The organism is Rhizobium sp. P38BS-XIX, assembly GCF_012641435.1.
Lineage (GTDB): Bacteria > Pseudomonadota > Alphaproteobacteria > Rhizobiales > Rhizobiaceae > Rhizobium.
Window position 1 is genome coordinate 178,643 of the sequence record NZ_JABAIJ010000007.1, and the last position, 23,090, is coordinate 201,732.

Sequence of the window (23,090 nt, forward strand, 5' to 3'; positions counted from 1 at the left end):
ACGTCATCCGAGATAGGTGCGTGCCAGCAGGTCGGATAGGCGCTCCAGTTCGCGCGCCAGCTGCTGATAGACCTCGACGGTCATCGTTTCCGGCGTCATGACAGCCAGCCCCGAATGCAGCCGCATGGCCTCGCGGAAGAAAGGCGACATCTGGCCGTTGACATAGGCATTCGGCAATTGCTCGACCTCGCGGTGGATCTCGTTCATTTGGAAGAGGATCGAGCGCGGGTTGAGGGGATCGAGTGCGAGAAGGTCCGTCACGGTCAGGCGAGCCGTATTGACGTTGTACCGGCGACGATGGGTCATGACGCTGTCGCCGATCTCGAGCAGCATGTCGAGTGCGCCATCCGGCGCATCCGGGCCGGACATGTGGCCGAGCAGACGTGTCATGTGCAGGCCGCGTTCGATGTAGCGACCGAGCGACAGGAAGCGCCAGCCGGTGAAGCGGTACATGTTTTCGTGCACCAGGCCGGCAAAACCCGCGAGCTTGCGCAAGAGGATCGTCATGGCATGGCTGGCGTCATCGCCGTGCTTGACGCGCTCCTTGAAGCGGCGCGCGGTCTTGGCGAGATCGTTCAGCGCCAGCCAGCCGTCCGGAGAAAAGCGATCGCGGATATTGCTCGCTGAATAGACGGCGCTCTCGATGTTGCGCAGCAGGTTTTCCGGCACCGCCTGCTTGGTATCGATATCGATGGTGGCGAGATAGGCGCTGACATCGGCAAGCAAAGGCTGCTTCGGATCTGCCGCTTCGGCGAAACGGCCATGCCATGCACGCAGGATGCGCAAGGCACCTTCCGCGCGCTCGATATAGCGGCCGAGCCAGAAGAGGTTGTCGGCCGCACGGCTTGGCAGGCTGCCCGGCATGTTGCGGGTGAAGCTTTCTTCCGTCGGCAGCAGCGTGTGGGCTTCCACCGGCTTGTCCGATACGATCCAGACATCGGCAGCCGAGCCGCCGGATTGCATGGCGATGGCCGCGACATCGTCGCCGCTGCCGATACGGGCGAAACCACCGGGCATGATCTGCCAGCCATTTTCCGTGCGGGCGGCAAAGACGCGCAGGCTCATTGGCCGTGGCGTCAGCTTGCCGTTGACCCACGCCGGCGTGGTCGACAGCGTGACGACCTCCTGGCCGACCAGTTTCTGACCTTCGGTCGCCAGCCAGTCAGCAATCGAATCGCGGGCGGTGCTTCGCAATGTCGAGCCCAGCACGGACTGGCCGTTGTCGTCGAAGAAGGGCATGCGGGAATAGGCAGGCCCGATGACCATCTTCTCGATATTGGCGGCAACGTGCTCGCGCTCGCTCTTCTGGCCGCACCACCAGGTCGCGATCGACGGCAGTTTCAGTTCCTCACCACGCAGATGCCGGCAGATGGTCGGCATGAAGGCGAGCAAGGCGCGCGTCTCGAGAATGCCGGAGCCGAGAGCATTGACGATGGTCACCGTCTGCGCTCGCAAAGCCTCCACCATGCCCGGCGTGCCGATATGGGATTGCTGGTTGAGTTCAAGCGGATCGGCATAAGCGGCATCGAGGCGACGCCAGAGCACGCTGATCGGCCTGAGGCCTGCCACGGTGCGCACCATCAACTGATCGTTGACGACGGTGATATCCTCGCCCTCAAGCAACATGAAGCCGAGATAGCGGGCGATATAGGCGTGTTCGTAATAGGTCTCGTTGGCGGGGCCGGGCGTCAGAACGGCGACGCGCCCCTCCGTCCCGCGCTTGCCGCCGAACAGCGCATCGCGGAACGCGCCGAAAAAGGAGGCGAGACGGTGGACCTTGGTTTCCGCATATATATCGGAAAAGGCGCGTGTGGTGGCCACACGGGTTTCGAGCGCAAAGCCGGCGCCCGACGGCGCCTGCGTGCGGTCGGCCAGCACCCACCAGTTTCCATCAGGCCCACGGCCGACTTCGAAGGCAAGGAAATGCAGATGGTGGCCGCTTGCCGGTTTCACACCGACGAGGGGGCGCAGGAATTCCGGATTGGTTGCGATCAAGGCAGGGGGCAACAGCCCCTCGCTCACCAGCCGGCTATCACCATAGATGTCGGCGATGATCGCTTCGAGCAGGTCGGCGCGTTGACGCAAGCCTTCCGAAAGCGATTGCCACTCCTGTTCATCGATCAGCACCGGAATGTGCGAGATCGGCCAGCCACGTTCGCTGACGCCGGTCGTGCCGTAGGCCCGATAGAAAACGCCCGCATCGCGCAAGTAACGGTCGGCGCGGGCGAAGCGCTCCGTCAGCTCCTGTTCCGTCATGCGCGACAGCGCTGAGAGGAGGTTCTGCCATACCGGGCGCACGGCGCCTTTGTTGTCGACCATTTCGTCGGCAACGCCGGGCAGGGGGCGATAGGCAAAGGCCGGCTCCGTCTCGATGCCGGTCGTTATCTCATCCCGCCGTTCCGTCGCCGGTTTTCTAGCCATGCACAGTTCCGTCTCAAATTCCCGCCGGGCGCCTGAGATCCAGCGTCAGTGGAAATTCCACCGATGCGGTCTCCGGTTTTACGGCGTAGCCACCTGCTGTATGCCCCCAAGGCTCGAAACGCGCAAGACGTCGCGCCTCTGCCTCGTTGCCATTGACGGGGAAGGTGTCGTAGTTGCGGCCGCCGGGATGCGCAACATGATAGATGCAGCCGCCGATCGAGCGCTGCGACCAGCTATCGTAGATATCGAAGGTCAGCGGCGTGTCGATGGGCAGAACAGGGTGCAGACCCGAGGCTGGGTGCCATGCCTTGTAGCGCACGCCGGCGACCGAGACGCCCGCCATGCCTGTCGGCGTGAGTGGTACGGGACGGCCATTGCAGGTCACCGTGTAGCGGGACGGGTTGGATGTTTCGAAGCGGACCTGCAGTCGCTCGACCGACGAATCGACGTAGCGCACGGTGCCGCCGATCGCACCTTCCTCACCCATGACATGCCATGGCTCCAGCGCTTGACGCAGCTCCAGCTTGCTGCCTTCGTATTCGACTTCGCCGCAGAAGGGGAAGCGGAATTCGAGCTGCGCCTGGAACCATTCTGGCCGCAAGTCGAAGCCGTTTTCGCGAAGGTCCGAGAGAACGTCGAGAAAATCATGCCAGATGTAATGCGGCAGCATGAAACGGTCGTGTAGCGTCGTGCCCCAGCGAACGAACCGGCCATCAATCGGGTTACGCCAGAAACGGGCGATCAGCGCGCGCACCAGCAATTGTTGGGCAAGGCTCATGCGGGCGTTCGGCGGCATTTCGAAGCCGCGGAATTCGACGAGACCGAGCCGCCCCGTCGGGCCATCCGGCGAAAACAGCTTGTCGATGCAGATTTCGGAGCGGTGCGTGTTGCCTGTCACGTCGGTCAGAAGATTGCGGAAGAGGCGATCCACGAGCCATGGAAGCGGCTGCAATCCCCGACCCGGCGCTGGTACCTGGGCCAATGCGATTTCCAGCTCGTAGAGGCTGTCATGACGGGCCTCGTCGATGCGCGGCGCCTGGCTTGTGGGACCGATGAACATGCCGGAAAAGAGATAGGAGAGCGAGGGATGGCGCTGCCAATGCAGCACCAGGCTCTTCAGCAGGTCGGGACGGCGCAGGAACGGGCTGTCCATGGTATTGCGGCCGCCGACCACGACGTGATTGCCACCACCGGTTCCGGTGTGGCGGCCGTCGATCATGAATTTGTCCGTGCCGAGGCGGCTCTCGCGCGCCTCGTCGTAAACCGTGGTGGTGATATCGACGGCTTCCTTCCAGCTCGATGCCGGATGGATATTCACCTCGATCACGCCTGGATCAGGGGCGACGCGGATGACATTGATGCGTTCGTCCTGCGGCGGCGCATAACCTTCGATATGTACAGGCAAATTGAGGGCCGCTGCTGCGCGTTCGGCAGAGGCGACGAGATCGAGATAGTCCTCGATGCTGACGGTCGGCGGCATGAAGATGCAAAGGCGCCCGTCGCGCGGCTCGACGCTGATGGCGGTGCGCACATAGCCGCCGATCTCGTCGGCGGATTGCTGTATCGTCGGCTGCTGGCCAGTGAAGGGCTGGAAATGGGCCGCCTGCAACGGTCGGCCCTTGTCCTCACCATAATCAGGCAAGGCTTCACGCGGAATCGTCGGATCCATCGGGTTGATGTAGGGGTATTGCGATGGCGGTAGCCAGTTGAGCGAATTCAGCGGCAGGCGATAACCAACCGGGCTGTCGCCTGGCGTCAGGAAGATGCGGCCGCGGCGCGTGCGCCATTTCTCGCTCGCCCAGCGCCGGCCGCTGGCCCGTGCATTCCATGCCTGTATGGGCAGGACATAGCCCGTCGGGCTGGTCAGGCCGCGCTCGAAGACGCGAGCCATACGCGATCGCTCCTCCGGATCTTTCAGCTTCGAATTGGAGGGATCGACATTGTCGGGCAGGTTCGCTTCCTTGACCAGCCATTCGGCCGGATCTTCGAAAGCGGGGGCCACGTATTCCGGGTCGATGTCGAGTTCGCCGGCAATCGCCGTCAGCAGGCGACCGGCATCGTCTTGGGTGACGCTATAGTCGCGGCCCTCATTGGCGATCAGATCCGGATTCGACCAGATCGGCAGGCCATCGCGCCGCCAGTAGAGCGAGAAGGTCCAGCGCGGCAGGCTTTCGCCGGGATACCATTTGCCCTGACCGTAATGCAGGAAGCCGTTCGGTGCGAAGCGTTCGCGCAGGCGACGGATCAGCGTATCAGCCTTCTCGCGCTTGGTCGGGCCGACGGCGGCCGTGTTCCACTCCTCGGATTGGAAGTCGTCGATCGACACGAACGTCGGCTCGCCGCCCATGGTGAGGCGCACGTCGTTGTCCTTTAGGATCGCGTCGACTTTTTCGCCGAGCGCGTTCAGCGCGTCCCAGCTTTCGTCGGAAAAGGGCTTGGTGATGCGCGGGTGCTCGGCGACGCGGGCGACCTTCATGTCGAAATCGAAGTCGGTCTTGGCCTCGCCGAAATAGCCGCCCGAGATCGGCGCTGCATTGCGGTAGTGTGGCGTGGCGGCAAGCGGAATGTGGCTTTCGCCTGTCAGAAGGCCGGATGTCGGGTCGAGGCCGACCCAGCCGGCGCCGGGGAGATAGACCTCCGCCCAGGCATGAAGATCGGTGAAATCGACCTCGGTGCCGGAGGGGCCGTCGAGTGCCTTTAGGTCTGGCGTGAGCTGGATGAGATAGCCGGAGACGAAACGGGCGGCGAGACCGAGATGACGCAGTACCTGCACCAGCAGCCAACTTGTGTCGCGGCAGGAACCCTTTGCCGTTTCCAGCGTCTCCTCGGGCGTTTGCACGCCGGCTTCCATACGGATGACGTAGCCGATCTCCTGCTGCAGGCGCGCATTGAGGCCGACGATCATGTCGACGGTCTTCTGCTCGGAGCGGTCGAGCGTGGCGAGGAAGGCTTTCAGCCTGGGGCCGGGCTCCTCGGGCTTCATATAGATCGAGAGGTCCTCGCGGATCGTCTCCGGATAGTCGAACGGCCATTTCGTGGCTTCCTCTTCGACGAAGAAATCGAAGGGATTGTAAACGGTCATATCGGCGACGAGATCGACCTCGATCTTCAGCTCGGTGACCGGATCGGGGAAGACGAAGCGGGCGAGATAATTGCCGTAGGGATCCTGCTGCAGATTGACGAAATGGTTTGATGGCGTGACTTTCAGCGAATGGCTGAGGACATGGGTCTTGGAATGCGAGGCGGGTTTCAGGCGTATGATCTGGGGGCCGAGGCGGACAGGGTTGTCGTAGATATAATGGGTGAGATGATAAATGCTCGCCTTGATCGCCATATGTCTCTTCGCCTTGCCCGCATCGTTGTGCGGTGATTGCTGTTCCCGCCGGCAGTGTGTGCAATGCAGCGAAAGAAAGCAAGGCGTCTTGCGGCGCTTCGAAAAGTCCTGCGGCGCAACGCCAAAACGAAAGCGGCGGGCATAAGCCCGCCGTTTGAAATTGCTATTGCGTCAGATGCGATCAGCTTCTGCCGAACTCGTCGACGAGGCGGATAATGTCGTCTTCGCCGAGATAGGAGCCGGTCTGCACCTCGATGAGTTCGAGCAGGATCTTGCCCGGGTTGGACAGGCGGTGCACTTCGCCGAGCGGGATATAGACCGACTCGTTTTCGCGCAGCATCTGCACGTTCTCGCCAACAGTCACCTCGGCCGTGCCCTTGACGACGATCCAGTGCTCGGAACGATGGTGATGCTTCTGCAGCGACAGCTTCTTGCCCGGCAGAACGAAGATACGTTTCACCTGGAAGCGCTCGCCGTTCAGCACCGAGGTATAGCCGCCCCATGGGCGATACGAGGTCGGATGCGTTTCGGTGAGCTTGGCGGTCTTCTTCTCGCTGGCGAGCAGCTTGACGAGCTTGCCGACTTCCTGGCTCTCCTTGAGGGGGCCGACATAGACGGCATCTTCGCTTGCGATGACGGCAATGTCTTCCAGCCCCTGTACAGCGACATGAAGGCTATGGCTCATGATCAGCGAGTTCTTCGTGTTCACGAGCGTCGCCGACCCGGTCGAAACGTTGCCGCTCTCGTCGCGCTTTCCTACCTTCCACACCGCATCCCAGCTGCCGAGATCGGACCAGGTGAACGGCGAGGGGACGACGGCCGCGTTGGCGGTTTTTTCCATCAGCGCATAGTCGATGGAGATATCCGGGCTCTTGGAGAAGCTGTCTGTGTCGAGGCGCGTGAAGTCGAGGTCGCGCGTCGATTTGGAGACAGCCTTGCCGGCGGCCTTTTCGACCTCGGGCGCGAATTCCTTCATCTCGGAAAGAAGCTGCGAGGCGGAGAACATGAACATGCCGGAGTTCCAGTAAAAGCCGCCGGCGGCCACCATGTCCTGCGCTTTTTCCAACGCGGGCTTTTCAACAAAACGCTTGACGGCATGCGCGCCCGTCGAGAGCGCCTTGCCGCTTTCGATATAGCCGTAGCCCGTTGCCGGTTCCGTCGGGGCGATGCCGAAGGTGACAAGCTTGCCTTCGAGGGCCGTATCGCGGGCGAGGCGCACGCAATTGTAATAGGTTTCGGTCGCGTCGATCTCGTAATCGGAGCCGAGCACATGCATGATCGCATCCTTGCCGAACAGCTCGGCAACGAGCGTTGCGGCGGCGGCGACGGCTGCCGCGGTGTTGCGCGCTACAGGTTCCAGCAGGACTGCTGCGAGCTTGAGATTAAGCTCTCGGGCCTGCTCGGCGACGAGGAAGCGAAACTCCTCGTTGGTGAGGACAATGGGCGCTTCGTAGAGCTTGGGATCAGCTACCCGTTCCAACGTGTTTTGAAACAGGGTTTTGTCGCCGATGAATTGAATGAATTGCTTCGGAGCGGATGCGCGCGAGAGGGGCCAAAGCCGCGTGCCTTTGCCGCCTGCCATGATCACCGGAACGATCTTTGCTGCCATAGTCTCCCTCTCCTGGACACGCATTCGGACGTTTCTATCGAGGGCGTGCAACCAATGCGCTTTCCGCCCTTGCTCTTTCGACAACTTTCATCGGCATTGCGATATTTTTTGTTAAAGTACCACCTTCAAAGCGTCGGCATTGTAAACATTCAGCGACTTTGGTTTGGAAAGTCCAAAGAAAACCCGCAGAAACGCGTCGTCGAACAAGACGAAAGGGCCCAAGGGGCGCCTCCGTCAGATATCCATCGGCGTCTAACTGCCATGGTCAGGATGCTAGCATGTTTCTCTAATTTTCCATCCGGCCGTGAGGTTCAGCGTGTGACGAATTAGGCGTAAGTCCATTACGCCTGTTGTAGCGGATCGACGACCAGAGAGAGATGCCGATGAGCGCTGCGCCGCCAAGGCCGGTGATCACCTCGGGGATGTGCGTCAGGGTCTGCACATACATGATCACCGAAAGGATCAGGATGGCGTAAAAGGCGCCATGCTCGAGGTATCGGTAGTGGGCAAGCGTGCCCTTTTCGACGAGCATGATCGTCATCGAGCGAACATACATGGCGCCGATGCCAAGGCCGATGGCAATGATGAAGAGATTCTGGGTGAGTGCGAAAGCACCGATGACGCCATCGAACGAAAAGCTGGCATCGAGAATTTCAAGGTAAAGGAAGGCGCCGAAGCCACCCTTTGCAGCCGCGCTCATTGTCTTCTGCGACGCATCCAGGAACCCGGCGAGGACTTCCACGAGAAGGAAGGTGAGGAGGCCATAGACCGAGGCGTGCAGGAATGTCGTCGAGTCGTCGCCATCGAGCAACGAGCTGAAGATGAGAACGAGGGCCAGCACGAAGGCGATCTCGACACCCTTGATGGTCGCGAAACGTGCCATTCGTTTTTCGAGGAAGCCGATCCAGTGCACATCCTTCTCATGATTGAAGAAGTAGGTGAGGCCGACCATCATCAAGAAGGTGCCGCCAAAGGCGGCGATGGGCAGATGCGCATTGTTCATGATCTGCGCATATTGCTCGGGCTCGGCGGCTGCGAGCTTCAGCGCCTCCCAGGGATTGATCCAGGCTGCGATGGCAACAATCAACAAGGGGAAGACGATGCGCATGCCGAAGACAGCGATGATGATGCCCCAGGTCAAGAAGCGATGCTGCCAGACGGGAGTCATTTCCTTCAGCTTGTTGGCGTTGACGATGGCGTTGTCGAAGGAGAGCGAAATCTCGAGCACTGCGAGAACGGCACAGATGAAGAATGCAGTGGCAAGGCCGCCGAACGTGCCGGTCGCGTTCCAGCCGAGCAGGCCGCCAAGCGCAAGGCCGCCAATCGTGACGGCGAAAGCCCAGCCGAAATAGCCGAGCACGGATTTGGAGGAGGTGCGCGCAGTCATCGGCGCACCTCTCGACAAGGCGAGTGAATTGCGCGCAGCCGCATACCGTTTTCGGCATGCTGGCGAAGCATGGTCAACCTGTTCATGAAAAGAAGTCCGCCGGCTCATCTGCAGGCGGTACCGACATCGCGAGAGCGCCGTAAAAACTCTCGCCAGAGGGGCCCGGCACCAAAGTTCAATCCATCGCCGATGTCAGAAGGCGCGGAGATATCCAATAGTTAGTGAAGTCACCGCGCACGTCAAGAGTTGAATCGGAGGTTGCAGAGGTTGCTTCCGAAAATTGAAAATTTGAGGAACCAAACAGCGGAGGTGGCGTTTGCCCATCAGGCCTACCTGTATCGTCTGGCCTGTCTGAACGATCGACCGACAGGAGAAACTTCATGAGTCCTCATCCCATCCAACGCAAAACGCAAGTGCAGAAGCCGCCATTGACCGAGCGTCAGAAGAAGGCGAAATCGAACACGCTGCGTCAGGCGCAGGTCATGCCGCCGCATCAGGTCGATCTGACGCTCCAGCCGGTCATGCATGAAGACGTTCATGTTCCCGCGCATGTCAACGGTGCCGACCTGTCACGCGATGCGCCGGCAGACGCCACCCACCGCGGTGGTCGCAAGAGCGTGCCGCGGACTTAATCCGCGGCAGGTGACGAATTCGATCCTGCTTATTTGTGGCGGGGTTTCTTGCCGTCGGAGGTGAAGCTGCCGTTGAAGCTCATCTCCGTCGATTTCGCCGTGCACTGTATGGCGACAGGCTTGCCTGCATAGGGATCGGAGAACGTGCACGAGCCCTTTGCTTCCACCCGACCGGCCATCTTATTGCCGGCTCCCGTGGAGATCGCGTCGATCGGCAGCTGTGCCGTGCCCTTCTGGTTGCCGGCCTTGATACCTTTGCCGTTGCCCTGGAACCCAAGCATCTTGCCACCGGACGTGAAGATGAAAGTCACCGAGCCATCCGGGCCCGTCACGCTGGCGATCTGGCCTTCACATCCCTTGGAAGCATCAAGTTTGCCAACGACGAGCTTGGAGCATTTTCCGCTCACCACCGTGACGCCCTGCGACGGGAAATTTTCCGCGGCCGCGGCCGATGTGGCGACCAGCGCCGTAAGTCCAAAAGCAATGCCTGCGAATCGCATAAGAGGGGCTCCTTTCAAGCCCCTTCAGGTTCGCCGATCAAAATGTGGCAGTCAACCCGACGCAGGCGGCAAGCCCAAAACGACGGGGATTGTTCGGCAAATCACAACGCCGCCGGCCTGTAGCTTCAGCGCGCCGCTATCTTAAAACAACCGCTTGGGGTTGTAAGGATCTCAGACCCTGGCCGCTTCCGGCACGAGCGAGCCGATGAGCTGCAGCAGGGCATCCTGGCGATTGCCGCCGCCGGCGAGGAACTCGTAAAGCGTCATGGATTTCTCGCTGCCGCCGTCGACGACGTAGTCGGCCTGGCGAATGACATAGACTTCACCGCTTTCGGTGTCGCGCGCCAGATGAAACATGTATTCGTCGCCGTTGGACTTGTGGTTCCTGTAGAACTGCCGCTTAACCACCGTCATCTCGTCCTCCCGTATGATCGATGCGCTGATATGACAGTAGGATGACGGCGCGGTCGGAAGTCAAGCGACTTTTGCCGAGAACTTATGTCGCAGGCTTTGCGCGCTCGGCAATTTCTGCTGACAGCAGCATGTGATTGGCTATCTTCCAAAAGGCGATTATTCTCGCCTTGCGCTCGAATTTTCGAGACGCGGCAAGTTGGAGATCGAAGCACATGAGAATGATGTTTGCGCTGGGAGCGATTTTGAGCCTGGCATGCGTCTCTGCAGGTGAGGCGCCTTCGAATTATCAGACCTTCCACGGCGCTCGCGCCGATAGCGATCCGGTGATCCTGGCGAAATACGACAGGGCTCTCAATCATTGCGAGCCCGAGGCTTATTCCTGGCATCGCGGTTCGCCAGACCCGAACAGCACGATGTATTGGCTGGCGCTGAGAGCTTGCCTATACCGCCAGGGCTTTATCGACGAGGGCGCCTACGCCTATCCGACAACGGCCGTCTTCCGGCATTTCCTGGATCGTTGATAGACGTCAACCGGCTTCAGCGTTGGATCGGCATTTCGCCGCGTGCGGGCCGAAATGAGGCTGGAGCTTTTGAGGGCAGTAAAAACTGAAAAGGCCTTTCGATTTCTCGAAAGGCCTTGCTTTTCAGCTAATTAGGATGGTGGGCGTGACAGGGATTGAACCTGTGACCCCTACGATGTCAACGTAGTGCTCTCCCGCTGAGCTACACGCCCATCCGATGGCGGCGCATAGATCACAAAACCTTGGTAGCCGTCAATAGGCTTTTTTTCGGTTTTGTGACGAGGCCGCCGAAAGCCTTACGCGGCAAGGAGTTTATTCACTTCGTCGACGAGTTCGCGCAGGTGGAAAGGCTTGGAAAGGACCTTCGCATCCTTCGGCGCCTTCGAATCAGGATTCAGAGCCACGGCGGCAAACCCGGTGATGAACATCACCTTCAGGTCGGGATCGAGTTCCGTCGCGCGACGCGCCAGCTCGATGCCATCCATTTCCGGCATGACGATATCGGTCAAAAGCAGCGAAAACGGCTCTTCGCGCAGCCGGTCGTAAGCGCTTGCTCCATTGTCAAAGGACAAGACCTTGTAGCCGGCTTTTTCGAGCGCCTTCACAAGGAAGCGACGCATGTCGTTGTCATCTTCGGCAAGAAGTATCTTCTGGGTCATCATCTTTTCGCTAATCAACTTTGTCTTGTTGGACTCGTCCAGCGTTTAGGTTAGCGCCCCGCCGTAAACAAGCCGTGAATGGCCGTTCAAAACGCGCCAATCCGGCTTTTGTTCGGGGCAAAAATGGATTCTGCGAAAACGCGTTGCGTTTTCACCGAGGGGGCATTTTGAAATTTCGGAGATGACGCTTTGGATTAAGGCCATTTCCCTCAAGTTACTATGGACTTGCGGTCATGCAACTGGCAACATGACAACTGCGACAAGTTGTTGACATGGTAAAGACGTTTATGTCCGCGGAAATGCGCAGTTACGAGATTTTCGAGATATTGGAGCCCGCCTCCCAAACGATACCGTTTGTCTTCAGCTCGCCTCATAGTGGTCGCATCTATCCCCCCGATTTCATCGCTCAGTCTCGCCTCCAAGGCATCGCCATCCGCCGCTCCGAAGATCATTATGTCGATGAGCTTTTTTCGGCGGCGAGTTCGCTTGGTGCGCCGCTGTTGTTCGCGAATTTTCCGCGAGCCTACATCGATGTGAACCGTGAGCCATACGAGCTCGATCCGCGCATGTTCGATGGCGCGCTTCCGTCCTATGCCAACATCAATTCGCTGCGTGTGGCCGGCGGTCTCGGAACGATCCCGCGGATCGTTGCGGAGAACATGGAGATCTATGCGCGGCGCGTGCCCGTACAGGACGCGCTGAACCGGATTGACACCATCTACAAGCCGTATCATGCCGCGCTTCGGCGTCTGATTGCGCGCACGCACGTAAAGTTCGGCTTCGGCGTTCTGGTCGATTGCCACTCCATGCCCGGCAATATCCGCATTGCCGGCAGCAATGCGCGTCCCGATTTCATCCTCGGCGATCGCTACGGCACCAGCGCTTCGGCGGAGCTTTCGCGCGCGGCGATGCAGATCCTCGAAGAGCTCGGTTTCAATGCCGTGCGCAACAAGCCCTATGCCGGAGGCTTCATTACCGAGCACTATGGCCGCCCCTCTCGCGGGCTGCATGCTCTGCAGATCGAGGTCAACCGTTCGCTCTATGTCGATGAAACGACGCTGGAGAAGCGCCCGGATTTCGATCAGATCGCGGCTGCCATCACGCTGTTCATGAAGCGTATGGCCGAGCATGTGGAATCCTACACAGGCGATCCGGCGCTGGCGGCCGAGTGACCGCTTCGTCTTCCTTGAGTGTGCCGAAGGGATGCACGCCAGGGCAAATCCGCTTATGGCCGACGTGAGAAGTCTAAACCTGGCGACAGGCTGAGCGGAGTGGATGGGCGATGCATCGGATTATCACCGTCATCTATACGGAAGAAATGGTGCGCGATGCCGTGAGGGCTTTTGTCTGGCGGCGGCTGATCATCAATCAGAAACGTCTGTGGGTCGCGGAAGCTGTAATAATCCTGCTGTTTGCCTGGCAGCTTTCAGGTGATGGCGCCGGATGGGTGATTGGCGTCCTCGGTGTTGCCGCTCTTCTCTATCCATCCATGATTGTTCTCGCATGGGTCGCGCATTACCGAAACACGGTTGGAAAATTCCGCAAAATGTCGACGCGCGAGGCGACGTTTGCTCTTCGCGACGAGGGATTTGATGTCGCCTCGGAGTTGGGATCGGCCCAAATTCCCTGGTCCACCGTTACCGAAATCTGGCAGCGGCCGACCTACTGGATGATATTTACGGCCATCAACCAGTTCATGACGCTACCCATCCAAGCAGCAAGCCTCGATGATCTCGATTTTATGAAATCGAAGGTGCGCTCCGCGATCTCGTGATGCGCGCGGGTTCCCCCTGCAAAATCGCCCGCTTGGGCAAAAAAGAACCGCGCTTGTGGCGCGGCTAAGTCTAGGGAGGAAACACCCAAGGAGGGTATTTACAGTCGAAAGACTGCAGCTGGATACTGATGCCGCATTGCACAAATGTCAAGCAATTTATTGCACTGCAAAATAATTAGGCAGATCTCGAAAATCTGCTCGATCTGCAGGCATTCCGGCCGCCGCGTCATCATCCGGTTTGCTTCATGGCCTATATGCGTTATGACATCGCCATCCCGCCACCTATCCGGATTGACCATGCTCCCCGATCGCTCGTTCTTCTATCGTCTGGCTGATGCGGCCAAGGCCGAAACCCTGCCGCGCTTTCGTGCCGGCATCGATGTGGTCAACAAGGAAGCCAAAGGCTTCGATCCGGTGACGGAAGGCGACCGCGCCGCAGAAGAGGCGATTCGCGCCTTGATCGAAGCGGAATTCCCCGATCATGGTATTTTGGGTGAAGAGCATGGCAGCGTCGGGCTCGACCGCGAACATGTATGGGTGATCGACCCGATCGACGGCACCCGCGCTTTCATCTCCGGCGTGCCCGTTTGGGGAACACTCATCGGCCTGCAGAAGAACGGCCGCGCCATCATGGGCCTGATCGACCAGCCCTTTACCGGCGAGCGCTATTTCGCCGATGGCGATGGCTCGACCTATTCGGGTCCGGACGGCGAGAGACGACTGCAGGTGCGCGATTGCGGCACTTTGTCGAATGCCATTCTCTTCACAACATCGCCGCATCTGTTTGTCGGCGAGGAGCTCACCAGATATCGCGACATCGAAAGCCAGACCCGGCTTTTCCGCTACGGATGCGATTGCTATGCCTATGCGCTGCTGGCAGCCGGCCATATCGATCTCGTCATCGAAAATTCGCTGAAGCCTTATGACGTTGGCGGCATTATCCCTGTCGTCGAGCAGGCAGGTGGCATCATGACCACCTGGGATGGCGGCCAGCCGGAGATGGGCGGAACGATCATCGCGGCAGGCAGCCGCGCCGTTTACGAACAGGCTCTGGCTATCCTCTCACGCTAAAGTATTTGAGGAAAAGGCCGGCCGGCGTTTTCCTCAAGCTTCGGCTTCAATCTCGTAAGCATTGGTTTCCGCGTCGCTGCCGGGGATGAAGGCGTGGATCGCCGCGAGTGCCTGATTGCGATAGATGTCGCGCTCCTGCAGAATCTCATGCTTCGAGCCGTGAACCGGCACAAGCTGCGCGGCTCGGAAATAGCGGGATATCCGCTCCTGATCGGCGTAGGGCACCACGCCATCCCGCGTCGGTGCGATCAGAACCGTGGGAATGGGAATAGAGAACAGGTGCTCCGGTCGGTTGACGCGCTCGATCGTCCGGAATGCCTGCGATAGCCAGCGAGCCGTCGGCGGCCCCAGGCAAAGCTGCGGATAGCTCGTGCCGACACCGATATTGCGCCGATAGCGCTGCTCATCGGTCGTCAACGGATTCTCCGCGAACGATCTTTCCTTGAACTTCTTGCTGAACTGCATCCGCCCGAGCCCGACAGTGCTGATGGCACCGGACAGAAAGCGGATCAGGCCTGGGGAGGCGCCGTGACCGGTCAAGCCGATGAAGGGTGCTGACAGCACCATGCGTTCGATGCGGCTTCCAAGCCCCGGCGCCGCAGACATGGCGATCAATGCGCCGGTCGAATGCGCCAGCAGGAAGAAGGGCAGGCGGGTATCCGGCAGGACGATCTTGTCGAGGAAAGCCGTCAGATCCCGCTCATAGTCGGAGAAGCGGCTGACATGGCCGCGCAACGGATCCTTCAGCAGTCGTTCTGAACCACCCTGACCGCGAAGATCGAAGGTTGCCACCCAAAGCCCCTTGGCTGTGAGATCGCGAATCGTCTCGAAGTATTTTTCGATGAATTCGTTGCGGCCCTGCAGCAGAACGACCGTGCCCTTGGCGACCGGTTGCTCGCAGCGAAATACGGCATAGCGCAGCTTGCGCCCATCGAAGCTTTCAAAGAAACCCTCGGTGCGGTTGTCCGGCACCGGATTGTCTGGCGTGGAATAGAGGACCGAATCCATGACGATGTCACGCCTCGCTGACAAATGGCTCACCTTTAGGGGATAGCGCAGGCTGGGGGAATTGCAACAGGTTTGTTGGTTGTGCTTGAGCCCGACTATCCGATGCCCAGGACATTTCCAAACATGTCTTCATCAGGTCTTCGGCGTCCCACCGCGCCGTTCGAGCGCGGTTCTGCGGATGATGTCGGCGATTTCCGGGCTGCTGCTGGATAGCATCTGGAAATCCGACGAATAGAGCGACAGCAGCGAGACTTCGGTTGCCGCGCTGACGGTTGCCGAGCGCGGTTCGCCGCTGATCAGCGCCATCTCGCCGAAGAAGCTGCCGGTGCCGAGCTCCACGGGGCTCGGTGTGGCGACGCTGACGCGGCCCTCGACGATGAAATACATCTGGTCACCGGCATCACCCTTGCGGCAGATAATGCCGCCGGCCGGCACGACACGAGGTCTCAGCGCTCTGACGATCTCGATGAGTGCACCTGAACCGAGTTTCTGGAACAGCGGCACGCCTGCAACCAGCTGCCAGTTGCGCACGAAATCCTGGCGGCGAACCTCTTCGTAGAAACCCGTGGCGAGGATACCGGCCCAGAGCGCAAAGATGCCGATGCCACTCATCATGACCAGCCCGGCGAGTATACGACCGGCGAAACTTTGCGGAATTTCGTCGCCATAGCCTGTCGTCGAAAGCGTAACCACCGCCCACCACATGGCCAGCGGGATGCTGCCGAACTTGTCGGGCTGGGCGTCGCGCTCGATGATGTAGGCGGCGAGTGCCGCGCCGAACAGAACGATGCAGAAGATCGAGGTGACGCCGATCAGGTTGCGCGCTTCCTTGCTCAGGACCCTGCCTAACAGCCGGAAAAAAGTCGAGCCGCGCAGAGGCTTCAGCAGCCAGACGGCGCAAAAGAGGCTCTGGTCACGCCCGCGGACGAAAAGGAATGCGACCATGGGGACCAGAACCGCAAGCACATCGACTGTGGTTTCGAGCGCGCTGCCACGAGCCTCTCTGGTCCGCTGCATGAACAGCGTCTCGATCAATTGGAGGACATAGGCAGCCCAGACACCGGCAAGCAGGACTTCCAGAATCAACCTGGTCTGTCCGCTCATATCGGGCGTCGTCAGTGCCGCCACGGTCAGCAGACCGATTGCGGCGAGCAGCGCATTCAGCGATGCGGAAATCTTCGAGAAAGAAAGCGCCGACATTCAATACCCTAACTGGCTCGCCACTCTCCCAGAATAGGATCCCCTCGCTTGAAACGTAAAGGGCTCACAGGGAATGCACGGCAAGCAAGTGTTGACGAGGCTGTGTTGACAAAGTCACAGCGTGCGTTGCACGCAAACCGATCCGATAGGCGTGTGAGGCGCATCCTGGTGAATTTTCGATTGAGAAACCGTAGGAGTCATAGTTACCGAGATTGCCAGTCCGGTGCGTTCTCTAAAACGGGTGGCCAATGCGGTTCATGTTCATGATCCGCCCATGGTGGATCAACTACATAGTCAGCGTCACAATACTCACGAAGCCATTGAGCGGCACGCTCCTCGCAGTATCGGGAATTCAAAGGGGCTCCTTCCTCGCTTAACTCCATGTTGTTTGTAAAAATGGTGAAAAGCGTTTCCACCGCGCTAGGTTCATGCAGCACCTGAGAGTAATCGATGCCCTCAAGGAGTGGGTATCCGACAGAACCATTAGCAAGCCAAAGTGAAAATCTAGCTATTGCTCCACGAAGATCGGGATGCATTCGGCGAGGTTCCCCATCCTCCTTCAAATGATGCATTCATGTTCTCCATTTTTTTGCGCAATCGCAACATACTTCCCTTTGTCTGACAGGTTAAGCAATTCCTATCGCTGCATTTGTCGCGCCGGCTGCCGCGAAAATCTGGGTTCCATACTTTGGACATTCTTTGGAATCGCCGCCGACTATTCCGGTTGCGGTAATTATGAGGCAGCACGAGATGTTACTGGGTCCAATAGATCTTGTTTTTCTCGGCATGATCAGCGACAAGCGTCATATGGTACCCAGTTTCCCACGTCCTGGGCCTTTATCGCTGCGTGACATCCAACGGCAGTCCCTTGAAGGGCTTGATTTCCTTTAAAACGAAAGTCGTCTGCATCTCCTTGATGCGCGGCAGGCGCCGCACGACGGCCATGGCGAAATCCGCGTAGCTGTCGAGATCGGCGGCGACCACTTGCAACAAAAAGTCGGCGTCGCCGGCAATGCTGTAGCAGGCGACGACCTCGCTCAGCTTTAGGACATCGCGCGAGAATTCTTCGGCTTCGGCTTCGCTATGGCTATCGATCTTTACCCTGATGAAGGCGAGGACACCGAGGCCGATCTGACGCCTGTCCAGCGTTGCCGTGTATCCCTGGATGACACCGGTTTCCTCCAGTTGGCGCACACGCCGCCAGCAGGGAGACGTCGAGAGGCCGACCTCCGAGGAAAGCGCCTGGTTCGTCAGGCGGCCGTCTTTCTGCAGGGCGCCGAGGATTTTCATGTCTAGGGGTTCAAGCGCTGTGGGCATATGTGGCCTCAATTATGATGAAATTAGGTAGGCTCTACCATATTTTATAAATTATGGGCAATGAAAGGTAAGAGTGCTCTGGGGATCGGGGATAGTCTTGTCGGCGTGCAATGACAATCCAACAGGAACTCCATGCTCCCCGATATTCGTCTCGCCATCGTCATCAATCCGGCTTTGCCGCTGGGGTTGATCGCCAACACCGCTGCGGCCATTGCAATCGGGCTGGGCGCGCGCTTTCCCGCTCTTGCCGCGCGGCAATTGAGTGACAGGGAAGGGCGCACGATCGACATCAGCTCGAATCTGCCTGTCCCGATGCTGCAGGCCGACGCGGAGGCCATCACGGCGCTGTTGCTCAAGGCCCTCGCACAGCAAGGCGAGCAGGCGATCGTGCCATTTCCGGCCTTCGCAAGATCGTTGCATGACTACAGGGAATACGAAACAGCCTTTCCGGATCGCGATCTCGCTGGCGAGGTGATCGATGGCCTTGGCATAGCCGGCCCGTCGAAGTGGGTTAAGTCGCTGACGGGGTCGTTGAAGTTGCTGCGGTGATGCTCACAAAGAAAAGGGCCGGCTTGCGGGATAGAGAGGTCCGCGTCGCCGGCCGAGCAAGACTGAAGAAGAAGGGACGATACACTTCAGTCATCGGATGATGGTGTATCCGATGGTGTAATTGATAGATCCACCAGTCTGAACGATCTCCGAACCATGTATTCATCTGCGGTTCACGCGATCTCATGATCGAAATCCAAGTGATCCGGCGGGGTCTTGAACTCCGGAAAAGCGATCCCCATCTCAATCCTGCGGGTGCCAAACGGGCCTGCTGAACCGTCCCGAGACCGCCAGAAGTGGGGTCATGGGACAAGATCAGAATCGCAATCGTCGCTCACAGGAGGACTCCATGCGTCACGTAGACTTCTCTCCCCTTTATCGTTCCACCGTCGGTTTCGACCGTTTGTTCACCATGCTCGACAGCCTTGCCCAGCCGGATCAGGCTCAGACCTATCCGCCCTACAACATCGAGCGGACCGGTGAGAACACTTACCGTATCACCATGGCCGTTGCCGGTTTCGACGAAACGGAACTGAGCATCGAGGCTCATGCCCACGTGCTCCACGTCAAGGGCGAAAAGAGCGATGAGCCGGCCGAGGCCAGCGAATATCTCTATCGCGGCATCGCCAAGCGTGCTTTCGAGCGCCGCTTCCAGCTCGCCGACCATGTCGAGGTCCAGGCTGCTTCCCTGAAGAATGGTTTGCTGCACATCGATCTGCTGCGCAACATTCCGGAAGCCATGAAGCCCCGCCGCATCTCCATCGCGGCTGAGCAGGTGGAAGCTCCGAAAGCTATCGAAGCTCGCGTAAACTAAGAAATGCGATCGATGGCGATGCAACATCGCCATCGATTTTGATCCTCCCAAGATCAAAAAGCGGCGCCCCATCGGGGCGCCGCTTTTGTTTTGACCTGTTTGTCCAGATGTCTCAGGCTGCGTTGGGCGCCTCACTGGTTTTTGCCGCCGTCTTGGCTGCTTCCCGCCGCTTTGCCGCATCCGCATATTTCTGGGCGAGTACCGCGCAGGTCATCAACTGGATCTGATGGAACAGCATGAGCGGCAGCACGATGGCACCGATGCCCTGGCCGGCGAAAATGACGTTTGCCATCGGCACGCCGCTCGCCAGCGACTTTTTCGAGCCGCAGAAGGTGATGGTGATCTCGTCGGCCTTGGAGAAGCCAAGCGCACGGCTGCCGAACATAGTGATGCAAAGTACCATCGCCAGAAGTACCATATTGGCGACGATGATGGTCGCGATATCGACCAGCGAGAGCGTGTGCCACAGGCCTTCGACCACGGCCTCGCTGAAAGCCGAATAGACGACCATGAGGATCGAGCCGCGATCGACCGGCATCAGCAGCGTCTTCTTCGAGCGGATCCAGTTTCCGATCCACGGCTGCAGCAGCTGACCGGCGATGAAGGGAGCGAGCAGCTGCAGCATGATCTGCCACAGGACGTCCCAGGAGAAACCGCCCCCCTGACCGCCGACCGAGAAGAGGGCGCCGACGAGCAATGGTGTGAGGAACATGCCAAAGATGTTCGATGCCGAAGCCGAGCAGATGGCGGCCGGCACATTGCCGCCGGCAATCGACGTGAAGGCGATGGAGGACTGCACCGTCGAGGGCAGCACGCTCAGGAACAGCAAGCCGGTATAGAGCGATACCGGCAGGACGCTCTCGGGAAGAATATGGCCGATCACCAGCACCAGCAGCGGGAAGATGCCGAAGGTCGTCAAAAGTATCACGAGATGCAGGCGCCAGTGCAGCATGCCGGCGATGACCACATCGCGCGACAGTCGCGCGCCGTGCAGAAAGAACAGCAGGCCGATGGCAAAATTGGTCGCTATGCCGAAGTAGCGGGCGCTCGCTCCCTGAACCGGAAAGAAGGATGCCGTGATGACGGTCAGCACCAATAGCATGGTGAAGGTATCTGGAAGAAAGCGGCGCATCGTGCCTACCCCAATCGCATTACAAGTCTCAGTGAATAATCCTTGCAGATAGACCTATTGTGATCCACGATGCAAGGAATAACAGTTATCGTGATATAGGATAAGTAATGCTGGATCTGACGCAATTGCGCAGCTTTGTTGCCGTCGAGCAGATGGGCAGCTTCACGCTGGCAGCCGAGCGGCTCGGTCTGGGGCAATCGACCGTCAGCCAGCATATACAGCGGCTGGAAACGGAGCTGGGGCGCAAGCTGCTGGCACGCGATACGCACCGTGTCGTGCTGACCGGCGATGGGGAGGCGCTGCTCGGCCATGCGCGGCAGATGCTGTCAATCGAAGGCGAGGTGCGGCAGCTTTTCGCCGGCAACAGCCTGCGCGGCAATCTGCGGCTCGGCGTTTCCGAGGATTTCGTCACCAGCCAGCTTCCGGATGTACTGGAGGAATTCGTCCTTTCGCATCCGTCCGTCGATCTGGAGCTGACGGTCGCGCTCAGCGGGACGCTTTATGAAATGCAGGATAATGGCGATCTCGATCTGGTGCTTGCCAAGCGTCGGCTCGGCGACGTCAGGGGCACGCTCGTCTATCGCGAGCCGCTGGTCTGGCTGGCGCGTGACCCGGATCGTATTCGCAGGCTTGCAGGCCCGCTGCCGCTGATCGCCTTTCCGGCACCGAGCGTCACGCGCGCGGTTGCCTTGGAGGCGTTGCGTCGCCAGCAGATGCCGTGGCGCATCGTCTGCACTTGCGGCAGCCTCAGCGGTCTGATGGCGGCAACCCGCGCCGGGATGGGCGTACTGGTGCAGCCCAAAAGTATGGCGCCGGCCGGTTTGACGGAAATAGCGCCCGGCTGGCTGCCGGCATTGGAAGACGTGGAATTCGTGCTGGTGCCGCGCAAGGGCGCAGACCAGCTGATCGTGAAGGCGCTTTCGGACGATATCCTTGCGAAGGTGAGAGGGCCGAGGGCTGCCTGATGGCGGTCATCTCAGTGGCGCTGTTAAAAAACATCGTCGCAACATTGGGGTAGGACAACATCTTGTTTCGCCGGCTGATGTTTCCCTTTTGGCGTGTCTCGTCGCATTCTTTCGCGCTTCAGGCCGGAGTCAGCTTGCGATGCTAGCTTGCTTCACGATTGGTGAACTGCGCGGGGAATTCCGTCTCGATGACTTATGGTGCCGTCTTCATTTCCGGCCTTGTTGCCTGCGTCATGGCGATGACGATGATCGTTCACCGTGCTCCGGCATTTAGCCGCGGCGATCTGTCTAATTCGGCGATGTTCATCCACCGCAATTTGAACTGACCTGCCGAAAATGCGCAAGCGCCGCATGGCCCTGATGCCGGCTGCGGCGCTTTCCCATGTCGTTACGCCAGGCAGGCGAGGAAGTTCGTCACGTCAGCCTCGGTCGTAGCGAAGCTGGTGACCAGGCGGATCAGTGTTTCGCCTTCACCGACCAGTTCCGGCTGCGATTCCGGAATCGGCCACTCGTAGAACTTCGCACCCTTGTCTTCGGCGGCCTTGGACGCGGATTTCGGGATGATGGCGAAGACTTCGTTCGATGTGGTCGGCCAGGCCAAACGCGTACCCGGAGCCTTCTCGAGGCCGGTGCGCAGGCGGTCGGCCATGCCGTTGGAGTGGCGGGCGAGATCGAGCCAAAGACCATCCTGGAAATAGCCATCGAACTGAGCGGCGATGAAGCGCGACTTCGAGAAGAGCTGGGCGGCGCGCTTACGGATGAAGTGCATTTCCTTTGCCTTCTCCGGATCGAAGAAGACGATCGCCTCGGCGCACCAGCAGCCGTTCTTGGTGCCGCCGAAAGACAGAATGTCGACGCCGCGCTTCCATGTCATCTCGGCCGGGGTCGCGCCGAGAGCGACAAGGGCGTTGGCAAAGCGTGCGCCGTCCATATGCAGCGGCAGGCCGGCAGTCTTGGCGACGGAGGCGACGGCATCGATCTCCGCGAGCGAATAGACGGTGCCGATTTCCGTCGCCTGCGTGATTGTCACAGCGGCGGCACGGCCGTGGTGTACGGCATCCTGCGGAAAGCGGGCGATCTTGGCGGCAAGCGCTTGAGGATCGATCTTGCCGGCCGATCCCTTGACCGTCGCGAGACGTGCAGAACTGAAGAAGTCCGGCGAGCCGCATTCGTCTTCGGCGACATGCGCCTCGCTATGACAAAAGGTGATGCCACCCGGCTTCTGGACGCTGGCCAGTGACAGAGAATTGGCGGCAGAACCGGTTGCCACGAAGAAGACGGCAACCTCGCGTTCGAAAACCTCGCTGAATTTGGCTTCGACCTGCTGGTCAAGGTCGCTCAAGCCGTATGCGGTGGCAAAGCCTCCAGACTCGGCAAGAAGACGTTCGGCGATCTTGGAGTGGGCGCCGGCCCAATTATCGGAGGCAAAGAACATGGAAATGCACCAATCAAAGAGAGTGAGTTAAGGCGTGATAAATAGGATCGGCAGGACATTATGCCAATGCAAAAACCTATCAAGTGCATGAACTTGAAGGATCCATCACAGAAATTGATCTACGCAATCAACAAATAAAATGATGCGCCGTAGCGAAACTTTATTGCTCGATTTATGCAACAAAGGCAATCTTCCGTCTTTCGTTGACGAAATTTTGCCGTTTTGCTCTTGCGAAGGCCTGAGCTTTCTGGCATAGAGCTGATGAATTAGGACAGGGTTGCTGTCCTATTTTGGCCACCAAGGCCGAAGATGCGCTGGAGGGTCCTGACGCTGTCGGGATTTCAAGCT

At 59.2% G+C, this 23,090-nt stretch carries 21 protein-coding genes and 1 tRNA gene; 9 read left to right on the forward strand and 13 right to left on the reverse strand.

Going from position 1 to position 23,090, the window contains the following annotated elements:
* Nucleotides 1-3 precede the first annotated feature (3 nt).
* The 4 genes from HGP17_RS22470 to HGP17_RS22485 all read right to left on the reverse strand — a co-directional run bounded on the left by HGP17_RS22470 (nt 4) and on the right by HGP17_RS22485 (nt 8,751).
* A complete protein-coding gene (locus HGP17_RS22470; protein WP_168812677.1) occupies nt 4-2,421 on the reverse strand; it encodes a circularly permuted type 2 ATP-grasp protein in 2,418 nt (805 codons plus the stop codon).
* 13 nt (nt 2,422-2,434) lie between these two features.
* Complete coding sequence (locus HGP17_RS22475) at nt 2,435-5,755, reverse strand: transglutaminase family protein (protein WP_168812678.1); 3,321 nt, start codon at nt 5,753-5,755, stop codon at nt 2,435-2,437.
* Nucleotides 5,756-5,936: 181 nt separating this feature from the next.
* Nucleotides 5,937-7,364 carry a mannose-1-phosphate guanylyltransferase/mannose-6-phosphate isomerase gene (locus HGP17_RS22480; RefSeq protein WP_168812679.1) on the reverse strand — a complete coding sequence of 476 codons (1,428 nt, stop codon included), beginning with the start codon at nt 7,362-7,364 and terminating at the stop codon, nt 5,937-5,939.
* Nucleotides 7,365-7,650: 286 nt separating this feature from the next.
* Complete coding sequence (locus tag HGP17_RS22485; RefSeq protein WP_168812680.1) at nt 7,651-8,751, reverse strand: DUF475 domain-containing protein; 1,101 nt, start codon at nt 8,749-8,751, stop codon at nt 7,651-7,653.
* A gap of 380 nt (nt 8,752-9,131) precedes the next feature.
* Here HGP17_RS22485 and HGP17_RS22490 point away from each other — a divergent pair, with 380 nt between their 5' ends.
* Nucleotides 9,132-9,383, forward strand: coding sequence for a hypothetical protein (locus HGP17_RS22490; protein WP_168812681.1), 252 nt, complete (start codon nt 9,132-9,134; stop codon nt 9,381-9,383).
* A 29-nt stretch (nt 9,384-9,412) separates the two neighbouring features.
* Here the strand turns inward: HGP17_RS22490 and HGP17_RS22495 are convergent, their stop codons facing one another.
* Both HGP17_RS22495 and HGP17_RS22500 read right to left on the reverse strand, forming a co-directional pair.
* Nucleotides 9,413-9,883: a hypothetical protein gene (locus HGP17_RS22495; protein WP_168812682.1), complete on the reverse strand. Its 471-nt coding sequence runs from the start codon at nt 9,881-9,883 to the stop codon at nt 9,413-9,415.
* 171 nt (nt 9,884-10,054) lie between these two features.
* On the reverse strand, nt 10,055-10,297 hold the full coding sequence (locus HGP17_RS22500) for a hypothetical protein (RefSeq protein WP_168812683.1): 243 nt from the start codon (nt 10,295-10,297) through the stop codon (nt 10,055-10,057).
* Nucleotides 10,298-10,509: 212 nt separating this feature from the next.
* Here HGP17_RS22500 and HGP17_RS22505 point away from each other — a divergent pair, with 212 nt between their 5' ends.
* Nucleotides 10,510-10,818 (forward strand): hypothetical protein, encoded by a 309-nt coding sequence (locus HGP17_RS22505; RefSeq protein WP_168812684.1) that lies wholly within the window; start codon nt 10,510-10,512, stop codon nt 10,816-10,818.
* Nucleotides 10,819-10,955: 137 nt separating this feature from the next.
* Here the strand turns inward: HGP17_RS22505 and HGP17_RS22510 are convergent.
* Both HGP17_RS22510 and cpdR1 read right to left on the reverse strand, forming a co-directional pair.
* Nucleotides 10,956-11,030: transfer RNA gene (locus HGP17_RS22510), tRNA-Val, on the reverse strand.
* A gap of 84 nt (nt 11,031-11,114) precedes the next feature.
* On the reverse strand, nt 11,115-11,477 hold the full coding sequence (gene cpdR1 / locus HGP17_RS22515) for a response regulator CpdR1 (RefSeq protein ID WP_004117561.1): 363 nt from the start codon (nt 11,475-11,477) through the stop codon (nt 11,115-11,117).
* A gap of 272 nt (nt 11,478-11,749) precedes the next feature.
* On the opposite strand from cpdR1, the gene HGP17_RS22520 reads away from it, so the two are divergent.
* The 3 genes from HGP17_RS22520 (at nt 11,750) to hisN (ending at nt 14,322) form a co-directional block, all read left to right on the forward strand.
* Nucleotides 11,750-12,649 (forward strand): N-formylglutamate amidohydrolase, encoded by a 900-nt coding sequence (locus HGP17_RS22520; protein ID WP_246704174.1) that lies wholly within the window; start codon nt 11,750-11,752, stop codon nt 12,647-12,649.
* Nucleotides 12,650-12,759: 110 nt separating this feature from the next.
* The gene (locus tag HGP17_RS22525; protein ID WP_168812685.1) at nt 12,760-13,251 is read left to right on the forward strand and encodes a YcxB family protein; all 492 of its coding nucleotides are present in this window, start codon (nt 12,760-12,762) and stop codon (nt 13,249-13,251) included.
* Nucleotides 13,252-13,548: 297 nt separating this feature from the next.
* The gene (hisN, locus tag HGP17_RS22530) at nt 13,549-14,322 is read left to right on the forward strand and encodes a histidinol-phosphatase (protein ID WP_168812686.1); all 774 of its coding nucleotides are present in this window, start codon (nt 13,549-13,551) and stop codon (nt 14,320-14,322) included.
* A 33-nt stretch (nt 14,323-14,355) separates the two neighbouring features.
* Here hisN and HGP17_RS22535 read toward each other — a convergent pair whose 3' ends face one another.
* The 3 genes from HGP17_RS22535 to HGP17_RS22545 form a co-directional block, all read right to left on the reverse strand.
* Nucleotides 14,356-15,330: an alpha/beta hydrolase gene (locus HGP17_RS22535; RefSeq protein ID WP_168812889.1), complete on the reverse strand. Its 975-nt coding sequence runs from the start codon at nt 15,328-15,330 to the stop codon at nt 14,356-14,358.
* A 132-nt stretch (nt 15,331-15,462) separates the two neighbouring features.
* Nucleotides 15,463-16,530 (reverse strand): cyclic nucleotide-gated ion channel, encoded by a 1,068-nt coding sequence (locus tag HGP17_RS22540; protein WP_168812687.1) that lies wholly within the window; start codon nt 16,528-16,530, stop codon nt 15,463-15,465.
* Nucleotides 16,531-17,367: 837 nt separating this feature from the next.
* Complete coding sequence (locus tag HGP17_RS22545) at nt 17,368-17,847, reverse strand: Lrp/AsnC family transcriptional regulator (RefSeq protein WP_168812688.1); 480 nt, start codon at nt 17,845-17,847, stop codon at nt 17,368-17,370.
* Between the two features lie 132 nt (nt 17,848-17,979).
* Between HGP17_RS22545 and HGP17_RS22550 the strand changes: the two genes are divergently transcribed.
* Nucleotides 17,980-18,396, forward strand: coding sequence for a DUF2000 domain-containing protein (locus HGP17_RS22550; RefSeq protein WP_168812689.1), 417 nt, complete (start codon nt 17,980-17,982; stop codon nt 18,394-18,396).
* Between the two features lie 349 nt (nt 18,397-18,745).
* The gene (locus HGP17_RS22555; protein ID WP_168812690.1) at nt 18,746-19,210 is read left to right on the forward strand and encodes an Hsp20 family protein; all 465 of its coding nucleotides are present in this window, start codon (nt 18,746-18,748) and stop codon (nt 19,208-19,210) included.
* 112 nt (nt 19,211-19,322) lie between these two features.
* Here HGP17_RS22555 and HGP17_RS22560 read toward each other — a convergent pair whose 3' ends face one another.
* On the reverse strand, nt 19,323-20,342 hold the full coding sequence (locus HGP17_RS22560; RefSeq protein ID WP_168812691.1) for a bile acid:sodium symporter family protein: 1,020 nt from the start codon (nt 20,340-20,342) through the stop codon (nt 19,323-19,325).
* Nucleotides 20,343-20,449: 107 nt separating this feature from the next.
* On the opposite strand from HGP17_RS22560, the gene HGP17_RS22565 reads away from it, so the two are divergent.
* Both HGP17_RS22565 and HGP17_RS22570 read left to right on the forward strand, forming a co-directional pair.
* On the forward strand, nt 20,450-21,307 hold the full coding sequence (locus tag HGP17_RS22565) for a LysR family transcriptional regulator (protein WP_168812692.1): 858 nt from the start codon (nt 20,450-20,452) through the stop codon (nt 21,305-21,307).
* 188 nt (nt 21,308-21,495) lie between these two features.
* Nucleotides 21,496-21,633 carry a hypothetical protein gene (locus tag HGP17_RS22570; protein ID WP_168812693.1) on the forward strand — a complete coding sequence of 46 codons (138 nt, stop codon included), beginning with the start codon at nt 21,496-21,498 and terminating at the stop codon, nt 21,631-21,633.
* Nucleotides 21,634-21,695: 62 nt separating this feature from the next.
* Here the strand turns inward: HGP17_RS22570 and HGP17_RS22575 are convergent, their stop codons facing one another.
* A complete protein-coding gene (locus HGP17_RS22575) occupies nt 21,696-22,742 on the reverse strand; it encodes a low specificity L-threonine aldolase (protein ID WP_168812694.1) in 1,047 nt (348 codons plus the stop codon).
* Nucleotides 22,743-23,090 lie beyond the last annotated feature (348 nt).